Here is a 12,566-nt window from a genome sequence, read left to right on the forward strand (position 1 = left end):
AAGTGTACAATTGGTCGAATTGCAACAGAAGGGGGAATACTTACCTATGGTTTGCCATAGAAAAAGGCAGACCGCGGCTAATAACCCCGCCATTTGTACGAACACTGCCATTACCATACTAAAAACATTGTACCTCTGTTTCCTTAATGTTTCCTGAATTCAGGATGATAGGCACCCTTTCTGAGGAAAACAAACAATAGAACCCCATAAATCGCCGGGGACATTCCTGTTTTTATTTGTCCGCATTTCAAAGCTTCACTACCTGCATTTTCTCATGGCTCTCGATTGCTTTTTCTATAATAAGAATATTTAAATACGCTTGTTCGGGTGTTACCGCTGGCTCCCTATCATCCACAATACAATGATACACATCGTTAAAATAAGAATGATAATTACCCGCTTGTGTTTCTACTTTTCCGCGAAAATTAAGACCATTTATTTGAGTATTTAAAATACCCCAATCTTCTTCGGGTTGTTTTCCCCAGTCATCACCAATGGGCATACCCCCATTGCGCAGGATGGCTTCCTGCGGATCGATACCGTATTTTACGAAGGAACCCTTTTTGCCGTGTATAGCAATTCTGGGTCCTTGTTCCTTTACAAACACGCCTGCTTTAAGGGTGACATTCAGCAGGGGATAAATTAGTTTCAGATCAAAACTGTCGTCCACAGCACTGCCCATGCGTTGGTTAAAGAGGCGGCAAAAAACAGCCTCAGGTTTTCCAAACAGATCTACGGCTTGATCAATCAGGTGCACACCTAAATCGTAAAGTGTACCCCCACCCACCGGGTTGCCATATTTCCATTCTTTTCCTTTAATTTCAGGTACAAACCGATCGAAGTGCAGTTCACAGTCCCATACCTCTCCCAATAAATTATCTTTTAAAATTTGTTTAACCGTACGGGCATCACCATTCCACCGTAAATTATGATAAGGCAGCAGTTTTTTATTACATCGCCTGGCTATTTCAATCAGTCGCAGCACCTCATTGGAGGAAGGTGCGATGGGTTTTTCAACAATCACGTGTTTACCGGCTTCCAATGCTTTTTTAGCCTGCTCAAAATGCAGTTGATTGGGGGTGCTCACAATAACCAGTTCAATATCCTCCCTCTTTAACAAATCATCAAAATCTCTGATTATTTCCACGTCGGGATATATTTCCCGGGCATCATTTTTTGACGAAACGATGACAGACAAATTAAAGTGGGGATTGGTGTGGATAAAAGGCGAATGGAACACCCGGCCCGAAAGACCGAAGCCGACTACCCCAACATTTATTTTTTTTATACTTTCCATGGCCTTAAACAATTTTTTCCTTTTCGTAATCCCAATAAGCCCTGCGTCCCTCTTTGTATGATATGGTTCCCATGTGGGCTGTCATAGCTTCCTCAAAACCCCGATGAATATCGCAACTGGGCTGGGTACCATTATCTAATCGAACACAATCGAGCCATTCTCTAAGGTGCAGATGTGCCGTATCCACCTGTTTTCCATTGCGATGCGTATAAAGCAGTCCGCGACCGGCAAAATATTTCTCTGTGGCTGTGGTAACCGCATCCACCTTGTTTTTACCAGGAGTATAAGTAAATATAGGTTTGCTGGGGTCTATCAGGCCACTTTTTATCTTATCGCTATATTTGGTTGAATTGGCATCCGCCACTATTTCTAAGGTATTGCTTACTTTCATAGTTGCATCATGCCCCATGATAAGCTTGGGGCGTTCGTGCTGACTGGCCAGAGTAGCGGTATACAGCAAGGTAAGATCTCTGTTGGCAAACTCAAATGCCATGTTAAGCACATCGGGTACGGTACGTCCATCCTTAAAAAAGTATACCCCACCCGAAGCCATTGCCGATGAAGGAATACCCAGTTGCAGTATCTGATTCATGGCATCGTATTCATGGGTAAATAAATCGCCACTCAGGCCGGTACTATAATCCCACCAGCAACGCCACCGGAAAAAGCGCTCCAGACTAAAATCGTGCCAGGGAGCCGGTCCTATGAACTGCTTCCAGTCGATGTTACTTGAGTTGGCTTTGGGATGAATGGGATAAACCCATGCACCGTTGGGAGTATTGCGGTTGGTACAAGTTTCAATCAGCGATATTTTTCCCAAGGCACCTTTTTCGATGATGCTCTTGGCCACGTGATAACTGTCCGTTTGCCTGTTCTGGTGCCCTAACTGAAACACGATACCCGAATCTACAACCGCTTGGCGTACCTGATACGTCTCCTCCACGGTCCACGAAAGGGGTTTTTCGCAATATACGTGCTTACCGTATTTTGCCGCTTCTATAACTACAGGAGAGTGCAAATGATCGGGTGTGCCAATAATAATGGCGTCCACATCATCCGCCTGTATCAATTCCTGATAAGTGCGGTATCTACGGGGAGCTTTACCCATTTTTCCTTTTGAACCCTGACGGTAAATGTTTTGTCCGGATTTTATGGCCTCTTCGGCATGTATATCAAACACATCGCATATGGCAGTTATCTCCACTCCCATATCCTCCTGATCGATAAAATTTTGTAATCTCTCCTGCCACCCCTTATCTTTTTTTGCCCATTCAATCTGGTTGTCAATATAGGAGGGATGAGCAAAACCCAGCGAACGCATCAAATAGGAAGACCTGCCCCCGCATCCTACAACGCCAATTCTTATTTTTTTGTTGGTGGGCACATTTAGGCCATGCTGTTGCTTTATATCAAAATCGAGCTCCTCTAACAGCTTACTATTCAAGGTTTCGTAATACCTGTTTTTTTTATACATACCGTAGGCAAAAGCACCCACAACAGGTACTGTTGCCAGACTTTTAAGTACATCCCTGCGACCCATTTTCATGGATGAGGTCTTTATTTCTGTATTCTTTTTTTCCTCCATGGTCTTATTTCTTCCGGCTATTACATATTAATCTGTCCAGGCCAATACGCTGACTTGTGGGGATAAGTGCCAAAACAATGAGCATAGCCATTTCAATCAGGTTTTTGTTTACAATCAGATAACTACCTTCCGAAGGCAACATATATTCAACACCAATCAAAGGTGGATGCGAAAGGTAATATAAGGCCAAAACGACGGCTCCCGCAATGGATGCCATACGCGAAAATAAGCCTAAAATCAGAGATGCACCGATGAATACAAGGCCCCATTGATTTAAAAAATCCAACGATTGAAGTATCATTTCGTTATTGGCCATCCATATAAACCAGGATTTAAACCAACCTTGTGAATCTAACAAGAATATTTTTGCACTCCAATTGGGGTTTAAAATCTTAACAAAGCCCTCGTACAAAAAATGCCATCCAATAAGTACACGGCAGACCACCAAAGCCAGTAACTGAGGCCTTTGTAATAATCCGTCTGATTTTTTAGTCATATAAGTTTAATTGATTGTGAAATTAATAAATTCCGTCTCAAATGAATTAAGGACAAATTATCCCGCAACATTGCGGAAAACGATAAATTGAATAATAATGTAAAAGCGCCTGCTAGATAAAAAACACCCGTGCAATACTAATTTTCGCCTAATTCATTCAAATAATGTCGAAAGATAGTATGTTATTACCTATTTTCAGAATTTTTTAATTTTAAATTCTCTATGTGACTTGAAGGCTTGGCAGAGGAGGACAATTATAATGATGTCCTTATTGAAGTTAATTATTGAAACGACGAATTGGGTTCTTTGGCCATGTGTTTGTAAGTAAATCTGTCAAGGGTTCTGGGCATCCATTTTTTAAGCCATACGGTCAGTTTTCCTTCTACAAACGTTAGCACGAGGGTTGACTTGCGCTTTTGGATCGCATGGGCCACATGACGGGCTACTTTGGGGGCACTCATCATCTTTTCTTCCTTACGTGGTGTTTCGCCCTGTTGCGAACCATCATTTGTGAGGGCTGTTTTGCGAATGTTGGATGCCGTAAAGCCGGGTGCTGCAATCAATACATGTAATCCGGTTTTTAAATTTTCTACGCGCAATGCCTCCAGAAAGCCATGCATGGCAAACTTGCTGGCCGAGTAACCCGTGCGGCCGGGAAGACCAACGAAACCGGCTATGGACGAGATGCCCGTTACCGTTCCTTTAGATTTTAACAGATAAGGCAAGGCATATTTGGTGCAATATACTGTTCCCCAAAAGTTTACTTCCATTAATTGTTTCAATACCGATAATTCCACATCTTTAAAAAGGGCACGCATCGAAAGTCCGGCATTATTGATTAGAATATCTATGCATCCAAACTTCTCCACCGCCGTGTCCACCATATTTTTGCACTCGCGTTCAATACTAACATCCGTTGTGACTGTAATAACTTCCGTGCCATGTTTTTTCAACTCTTCCTCAATGTCGTGCAGTTTGTCTGAAGAGCGCGCTGCCAGCACCAATTTACTTCCCCTTTGCGCGAACTCTTTGGCCAGAGCCAATCCTATTCCGGACGATGCTCCGGTAATAATCACTACTTTGTTTTGCATGATAAGTATTGCGTGGTATTAAATTTCGGGAACAAATTTAGAAAAATATCAAAACGATTGGTAAAATTTTTTACTCAATAATTTCGGGAAAGTGTACCGTTAAAAGCTTAGGGCAGGAAGTGCAGCATGCAATGGAAACGTGAATTACCAAAGAAATATAAAGGCAAAAAATAAAATACAGATATATTTATTACCTAAATTTAAAAGCCCTTCAACCCTTCCTGAGTAAAACATCAACAAGATAAAGAAACAACTCAAAAGCGGTATAAACAGTAATGCAAGCTACAATAGAATTATCTATAACTACTCCAATCCATACCTGTTACACTTCTTCGCCCAACAGCTCTTTGGCGTTAATCAATGCGGCTGCGGTTAAATTACTTCCGCTCAGCATTTTGGCTATTTCTGTAATCCGCGATTCATAATCGAGTTTTTGTATACTCGTTTGGGTATCACTGCGGCTATCGGTTTTGTAAACCTTATAATGATGTTTCCCTTTTACCGCTATCTGTGGCAGATGCGTAATACTAATTACTTGAATGTTTTGGGCTATCTGTTGCATAATGTCGCCCATTTTATCGGCTACCTCGCCCGATACCCCGGTATCTATCTCATCAAATATAATGGTGGGTAAGCCCTTTGACTCCGATAGTAAAGCTTTTATGCACAGCATCACCCGCGACATTTCGCCACCTGAGGCTACCTTGGGTATAGCCGACAGCTCCCCTTTTTTATTGGCTGAGAATTGGAAGTCGATGTGGTCGTGCCCATTCTCGGTAAATTCTTTAAGTGAACTACACTCCACCACCAAACGCGCATTAGGCATACCTAATTCCGCTAACTGACTAACAATTTGTTTTTCAATGGCCGGTATCACCTTTTTACGTGATTGGCTTACGGCTTTGCCCGATATTTGAAGCACTTTTATTGCAGCTTCAATATCTTTATTCAGCTGTTTCAAGTCCTCTTCGAATGAAGATATTTGGCTAAGTTGTTGGGCCAGGCTGTCCCTGATTTCAATTAAAGCCTGCAGGTTATCCACCCGGTGCTTTTGTTGTAAGGCATATATCTGATCGAGTCTGGAACTTACCAAATCAAGCCGTTCGGGATCATGATCAACCTGTTCCATTTTATCTTCGAGTTCTTTAGCCAGCTCATCCAAATCTATAAAAGCCGATTCGGAACGTGAGCGCCACTCCTCTCCCTGGGGAATAAAGGCGGCAATTTTCTCGATATTACGTGTCACATCTTTTAAGGCGGCCAGTAACGGCGCTTCCTCACCATTGAGTAATTGAAAACCGGCAAAAAGATGACCTTTTATCTCTTCGGCATGCGCCAGCATCTCCCTTTCCTGTTCTAATTCCTCCTGCTCTCCATTTACAAGTTTAAGACTTTCGAGCTCATTGTACTGAAACTGCATGTAATCAGCCTCCTGAGCCAGTTTGGCATTTTTATCGGCCAATTGGTTTTTTTTCTGTACCAAGGCTTTATACGCCTTATAATCCAATAAATATTTATCTCTGAGTGCAGCGTTATTGGCTACTGTATCCACCACATTAAGCTGAAAACCACTTTCGCCGAGTAACAGATTTTGATGTTGCGAATGAATATCGATGAGCTTTAACGATATGCTTTTTAAAAACCCAAGATTAACCGGTGTGTCGTTAACAAAAGCACGTGATTTTCCAGTACTAAGTATTTCGCGACGTATGGTGGTTTCTTCGGCATAATCCACATCTTCACGATCAAACAAGCTTTTAAAACCGTAGCCGGTAATATTAAAACAAGCCTCAATAACGCTTTTCTTATCTTTATTCTTCAGTACCGACATATCGCTGCGTTGGCCGAGTACCAGAGAAAGGGCTCCTAATATAATAGATTTTCCGGCACCTGTTTCACCGGTCATTACCGAAAAACCGGTGCTAAAATCTATTTCTACCTGATCTATTAAAGCGTAATTAGAAACGTATAGCGATTTAAGCATATTTGGATGAGCTAATTATTGATTACCCGTTAACGATTTACTGTATTTGCTGGCGTTGGCCGGATCAACTTCCGAAAGCACTTCAATTGCCCGTCCTTTTTCCATAGAAAAAGATTCGGAAAAAATATTGATCAGCTCCTCGGATTTGGCATCAAAAAACACCTGTACAGCAAAGGAACCGGGCTTTGCACGATGCACTTTCTGCAGTTTTTCGATGGCAGAAAGTACCTCCTTACGGCCTTCCTCCGGTTTATTGCTCATCATATCCAGGCCTTTACGATGGTATTGGTACATACATTCGCGCAGGGGGCGGTGTTGCTGATTCAAATAGTTCTCCACCAACCAATAGCGATTTCGTGTACTCTCGAACGAGCGCCAGCCTTTCTGTGGTGAGTTTTGCGCCTGATTAACAATATCCTGTGCCTTCTCCATATAAGTGCTGCCACCCAACTTTGAGAACGAATCGTAGTCGAAGCCCAATATCACATAGGCATAGTAGGCCAATACGCCTACAAGGTTGCTCTCGAACGAATTAGGATTGTATATCAAGGGCTCAAACTCAACATAGCGGAAATCAAAATCCTGATCGAGGTAATTAAACAGTATGGAACTGTAGGCCGAATTATAAACAGGTCGGCGGGCTTGTATCTGTATGGTCCCTGAAAAATCATCTACCGATTTTATCTCTTTGATGTTAATCATCACACTGCATTGAATCCTTTCCTCGGGACTATAAACGTTATCGGTCCATTTTTGGCCATTCAAAAATTCAATGATGGCGGTTTGCAAGGTTTCAAAAACCTGTTTATTGGTGCCCTGAACGCTGGGTGCAACAACCGAAACGGAACATTGTAACTCCTGTGCACCACCCAAACGGAACAGTACGAGCATAAAACCTAAGAGGGCAATTTTTTTTATCATGTTGATTTACTTATAGAAAATGAAATCACCGTATCCACGATATCTTCGGCCACCTGGCGTTTACTTTTTAACGCAAACTCTTTTGCTTTATTATTTTTATCAATAATTGTAACCTGGTTTGTATCTACTCCAAAACCGGCACCTGGGTTTTCTAATGAATTCAACACGATGAAATCGAGGTTCTTTTTTGCCAGTTTTTTAGCGGCATTTTGTATTGCATTGTCCGTTTCCAAAGCAAAACCTACAAGCAACTGAGTTTTAGTTTTTATCTTTCCCAGGTTTTGGGCTATATCCTCGGTTGCTTTTAACGTCAGGTTAAGTTCCGGGTTGTTGCTTTTTATTTTATTATCTGCTTTAACCTTTGGCGTATAATCGGCTACGGCAGCACAAAGTATAGCGCCATGGCAGCTTGGGTAATGTTTTAAACAAGCCTCGTTCATTTCCTTTGCCGACAGCACCGGTAACACCTGAATTCTCGGATGTTCGGTTTTTATATTAACCGGACCTGAAACCAAAGTAACCTCGGCACCTTTTTCGGCCAACACCTCTGCAATATGGAAGCCCATTTTTCCGCTCGAATAATTACCAATATATCGCACCGGGTCAATTTTTTCGTAGGTTGGTCCGGCGTTAACCAAAAACTTTTGTCCCTTAAGTTCTCCGCCGGCCATCTCCATTTGGCCACTAAAAAACGCCTTTACTTTTTCCACTATACTTTCCGGCTCTTCCATCCTTCCTTTACCGTGTAGTCCGCTGGCCAGCTCACCCACTCCGGGCTCAATAATTTGTGCTCCGTAATTGGCCAGGGTTTCTATGTTTTTAAGGTTAGCCGGATGACGGTACATGTCCAGATCCATCGCCGGAGCAATAAAAACCGGACATTTAGCCGAAAGGTAGGTTGTGAGTAAGAGGTTATCGCAAATGGCCGAAGCCATCTTTGCCATACTGTTTGCCGAGGCGGGCGCAATTAGCATTAAATCGGCCCACATTCCTAAATCAACATGGCTGTGCCAGGTGCCATCGGTAGTTTCAAAAAAGCTGCCCAGCACGGGTTTTCCGGATAGAGCTGACATGGTTACAGGTGAAATGAATTCTTTGGCGGCCCGTGTCATTAAAACCTGTACATCGGCACCTTCTTTTACCAAAAACCGTAATAAATAAGCCGATTTATAAGCGGCAATACTGCCTGTAAGCCCAAGTATGATCTTTTTATTCTTTAATATCATCATGCTTAAAAATAAAAAAAGATAAAAGAAATATAAAACAACCTCCTTTACCTTTTTGTTTTTAATGCGATCATCCGGTTGGTTGACTCAAGCAAGGTCAACATTACCGACTGCTGGAAATGTGTTATGCTTCCTCTGTATTGGGGTTGCGGTAATACACATTTTTATCCACAAATTCTTGCGTAGCGATAGAAGAAGGTTTTGGCAAACGTTCGTAAAACCTCGAAATTTCTATTTGTTCGCGATTCTCAAATACCTCCTCCAAGTTATCGGTATAAGAAGCAAACTCCTGGAGTTTCTTGTTTAACTCCTCTTTCATTTCAACACTAATTTGATTTGCTCTTTTGGCAATAATATTAACCGACTCGTAAATATTTCCGGTATCCTCCGAGAGTTTTTTTGTATCCCAGGTGATGGTAGTGCCCGGAGCATTTGATTTTTTATAATCCATGGTTTATTATTAAGTATCCGTTTTTAATTCGTTTCTTCAAAATTGATGTTCTTGGCGGCATCGTTGTATATTTTAACCGCCCTGTTAAGGTACTGACTCTCAGGAAACTCGTTGATAAACGAGAAATACTCGTCTATGGCATCCCGCATCCTCTCTTCCTTTTTACTGATTACACTGTTTACGGCCTGAATATATTTGGCTTCTAAAATAAGGAATGATAACTCCTCGCGATACTTGGTATCCGGAAATTCCTTTAAACTGTTTTGTGCCGCTATTACCGCCGATAGATAATTATTACCCATATAATCGCCAAGGCCAAAATAAAGTTTGGCACTTAAATAAGATTTATATACCAGTTTATCACGAAGTTCGTCCATCAACCTGTTGGCTTCGGCTACTCTTTCACTCCTGGGATAGAGGTTAACAAAAAGCTGAAATTCGTTAATGGCATTGTAGGTATCTGTTTGATCCAAACGGGGTTTTGGCGATGTCATATAATAACAATATCCACTCATAAACTGACACTCTTCGTTCCGTTGGCTTGAGGGAAAGGTTTTTACAAACTGGCGGTAGTAATGCCCCGCCATGATGTAATCATTTAAACCATACAGACAGCTGGCATAGGTATAATTAATAGTTTCTGCTTTGTCGGTACCTCGATAAACACCTTGCAACTCGTTTAAGAGTGTTGCTGCGCGCATGAAATCTTCTTTTTCGAAATATTCCATCGCCTTAGCATATTTAAACTCGTAATCGGTGCTTTTTAACACCTTTTGGTATTGACTACAGCTTAGTAATAAGGGGATAAGGATTAAGGCAGCAAGAAATTTTCTCATCAATTGAATGATTATTTTTTGTAATTAAAAAAGATGTAATGCGTTAAAATTAAACAATATAACAAAGCTAAAACATCCGGTTTCTGCAATATTTTATTCTAAATAACGTGCAAAGATAACTTTTTAATGTCAAAAAAAAAAGAAACATGTAACACCACAGCGTTTCAGTATAGGTCTTTTTTGGGCCGCGCATCCAAATAAATTATAACTGCATACTTTTGCCATATTTTATTAGTTTTGCAGATTGTACAAATCAGAAAAAAAGTCCAGCATATGGAACAAGATAAAATTCAATTGTTGATGACCATGTTTACCGAACATACCGGCAAACAAGTTGAATCAATGAAACTATTGCCCCAATCCGGTTCGTATCGCGAATACATTCGCTTGAGTAGTGAGGGATTCAGTGCAGTGGGTGCCTACAATGCCGACAAAAAAGAAAACGATGCTTTTTTAGGTTTTTCCGATCATTTTAATTCTAAAGGCTTAAGGGTTCCGAAAGTTTTAAGTGCGGATCGCGAAAACGATGTGTATCTGTTAGAAGATTTGGGTAGTATCACTTTATTTGATTTTTTACAGAAAAACAGAACAGAAGATGAATTTTCGGATAAGCTAATCGATATCTATAAAAAAACTATCGAAGAACTGGTTTTGTTTCAACTCAAAGGAACCGAAGGGCTGGATTTTGACCTGTGTTACCCCCGCAAGGCTTTCGATCGACAGTCGATGCAGTGGGATTTGCATTATTTTAAATACTATTTTTTAAAGCTGGCACAAATCCCCTTCGACGAACAATTACTGGAAGAGGATTTTCAGCGTTTGATAGATTTTTTATTGGAAGCCGATGATCATTATTTTCTGTATCGTGATTTCCAGTCGCGCAATGTTATGATAAAAAATGGGGAGCCATGGTTTATCGACTATCAAGGAGGCAGAAAAGGTGCATTACAGTACGATTTGGCCTCGCTCTTGTACGATGGCAAAGCGGATATACCGGTAGCACTGCGCCAAATGCTCTATAATCATTACATCCATACCTTAAAAACACATATGGAGGTAGATGAAGAATTATTTAAAAATCATTATGTGGGGTTTGTTTACATCCGCATCATGCAAGCAATGGGGGCTTACGGCTTCAGAGGCTTTTACGAAAAAAAGGAGCACTTTTTAAAAAGTATCCCCTATGCTCTCAAAAATATCACCTACCTTTTGCGTGAGCATCCTTTACCCATCCACATCCCCGAACTAAACAAGGTGCTGGACGCTTTGACACATAATCAGCAGTTGCAGAAAATAAACGCACTAACGGTGACCATCAACAGTTTTTCGTATAAACGAGGCATCCCTTACGATATGAGTGGCAACGGCGGTGGTTTTGTTTTTGATTGCAGAGCCGTACACAACCCCGGAAAATATCCTGAATACGCTAAGGCAACAGGCAAAGATGAGAGTGTAATCAAATTTTTTGAAAAAGAACCCGAAATGGATGACTTTTTAAATGCTGTGTACCCTTTGGTATCCAAATCGGTAGAAAAATATATTAAGCGGAACTTTAAACATTTAATGGTAAATTTTGGTTGTACAGGAGGACAACATCGCTCGGTTTACAGTGCGGAACGCCTAAGCGAATACATCCAAAACAATTACCCCGTTACGGTAAAACTTCATCACATTGAGCAGGAGTTGAATCCCATCGGACTTAGAAAGTAAACATGGGGGTTTTTGTACTTAATTTATCATTTAAAACAGCTTGAACCATGGGGAAAACAAAATGTAAAACGGAAAAAAAGCGTGACATAGACCCTGTAAAGCAAAAGGAAAACAAGTACAAATGCAAAAAGTGCGACCGAACGGCCAACAAAGAACGTAAACTCTGTAAGCCAATCAACAACAAATAATCAACGCGATGAATGCTCTTATTTTTGCCGCAGGGTTGGGTACCCGTTTGGGTAATTTAACCCAAAACAAACCCAAAGCATTAGTTAAGGTAGCAGGTAAAACTATGCTGCTCCATGCCATCGAAAAGCTCAGGGAAACAGGGGTCAAGCATATTGTTATCAATGTACATCATCACGCTCAGTTGGTAAAAGATTATGTAGCTACACTACGCTTTCCGAATATCCAGCTGCTAATATCCGACGAAAGCGATCAACTGTTAGAAACCGGCGGCGGACTGCTAAAAGCTGCTCCCCTATTTTCACCGGATCATCCCATTATCATGTACAACGCAGATGTACTTACGGGCGCAAACCTAAAGCAGATGATTACTTACCACCGCAAAAAAAAGGGAATAGCCACTTTAATGGTAAAGGACAGAGACACCGCACGCTATTTTTTGTTCGATGATGATATGCGCCTCTCGGGATGGAAAAACGTAAGCACGCAGGAGAAACAAATTACACGTAAAACCAATGGGCATACCAACTTGGCTTTTTCGGGGATACACATTGTTGAGCCCGACATTATACCCCTTCTGGGAGACTTGCGTAAATTTTCGATCACACAAGGCTATCTCAAGCTTTCGACTCATCATGCCATATATGGATGGAAAGATTGGAACGAATACTGGTTTGATATAGGAACACCCGAAAAATTGCAAACAGCCAATAAATATTTTCATTAAATAAAATCCAACTTAAATTTCGACATAAAATTCAACATTTTTGACAAACAAGCAAT

General features: G+C 41.2%; 11 protein-coding genes. 2 read left to right on the plus strand and 9 right to left on the minus strand.

What is annotated here, in order from left to right; all coding sequences use genetic code 11:
- Window positions 1-247: 247 nt before the first annotated feature.
- The 9 genes from FN809_RS02795 to FN809_RS02835 form a co-directional block, all read right to left on the minus strand.
- The gene (locus tag FN809_RS02795) at window positions 248-1,297 is read right to left on the minus strand and encodes a Gfo/Idh/MocA family oxidoreductase (RefSeq protein ID WP_142531940.1); all 1,050 of its coding nucleotides are present in this window, start codon (window positions 1,295-1,297) and stop codon (window positions 248-250) included.
- A 4-nt stretch (window positions 1,298-1,301) separates the two neighbouring features.
- Window positions 1,302-2,882, minus strand: coding sequence for a Gfo/Idh/MocA family protein (locus FN809_RS02800; RefSeq protein WP_142531941.1), 1,581 nt, complete (start codon window positions 2,880-2,882; stop codon window positions 1,302-1,304).
- Window positions 2,883-2,886: 4 nt separating this feature from the next.
- The gene (locus FN809_RS02805; RefSeq protein ID WP_142531942.1) at window positions 2,887-3,378 is read right to left on the minus strand and encodes a DoxX family membrane protein; all 492 of its coding nucleotides are present in this window, start codon (window positions 3,376-3,378) and stop codon (window positions 2,887-2,889) included.
- Between the two features lie 281 nt (window positions 3,379-3,659).
- On the minus strand, window positions 3,660-4,469 hold the full coding sequence (locus tag FN809_RS02810; protein WP_142531943.1) for an SDR family oxidoreductase: 810 nt from the start codon (window positions 4,467-4,469) through the stop codon (window positions 3,660-3,662).
- Window positions 4,470-4,791: 322 nt separating this feature from the next.
- Window positions 4,792-6,453, minus strand: coding sequence for a DNA repair protein RecN (gene recN, locus FN809_RS02815; protein ID WP_142531944.1), 1,662 nt, complete (start codon window positions 6,451-6,453; stop codon window positions 4,792-4,794).
- Between the two features lie 15 nt (window positions 6,454-6,468).
- Window positions 6,469-7,374, minus strand: a complete 906-nt coding sequence (gene porD / locus FN809_RS02820) for a type IX secretion system protein PorD (RefSeq protein ID WP_142531945.1) — start codon at window positions 7,372-7,374, stop codon at window positions 6,469-6,471.
- Window positions 7,371-8,603 carry a bifunctional phosphopantothenoylcysteine decarboxylase/phosphopantothenate--cysteine ligase CoaBC gene (gene coaBC / locus FN809_RS02825; protein ID WP_246095409.1) on the minus strand — a complete coding sequence of 411 codons (1,233 nt, stop codon included), beginning with the start codon at window positions 8,601-8,603 and terminating at the stop codon, window positions 7,371-7,373. Before coaBC ends, porD begins: the two co-directional genes overlap by 4 nt.
- Before the next feature lie 121 nt (window positions 8,604-8,724).
- Complete coding sequence (locus tag FN809_RS02830) at window positions 8,725-9,051, minus strand: DNA-directed RNA polymerase subunit omega (protein WP_142531946.1); 327 nt, start codon at window positions 9,049-9,051, stop codon at window positions 8,725-8,727.
- Between the two features lie 23 nt (window positions 9,052-9,074).
- Window positions 9,075-9,887, minus strand: a complete 813-nt coding sequence (locus FN809_RS02835; RefSeq protein WP_142531947.1) for an outer membrane protein assembly factor BamD — start codon at window positions 9,885-9,887, stop codon at window positions 9,075-9,077.
- A 273-nt stretch (window positions 9,888-10,160) separates the two neighbouring features.
- Here FN809_RS02835 and FN809_RS02840 point away from each other — a divergent pair, with 273 nt between their 5' ends.
- Entirely contained in the window at window positions 10,161-11,597 is a 1,437-nt protein-coding gene (locus FN809_RS02840) for a RapZ C-terminal domain-containing protein (RefSeq protein ID WP_142531948.1), read from the plus strand.
- A gap of 196 nt (window positions 11,598-11,793) precedes the next feature.
- Complete coding sequence (locus tag FN809_RS02845) at window positions 11,794-12,510, plus strand: nucleotidyltransferase family protein (RefSeq protein ID WP_142531949.1); 717 nt, start codon at window positions 11,794-11,796, stop codon at window positions 12,508-12,510.
- Window positions 12,511-12,566: the final 56 nt, after the last annotated feature.

The organism is Saccharicrinis carchari (assembly GCF_900182605.1).
In the GTDB taxonomy this organism is placed as follows: domain Bacteria; phylum Bacteroidota; class Bacteroidia; order Bacteroidales; family Marinilabiliaceae; genus Saccharicrinis; species Saccharicrinis carchari.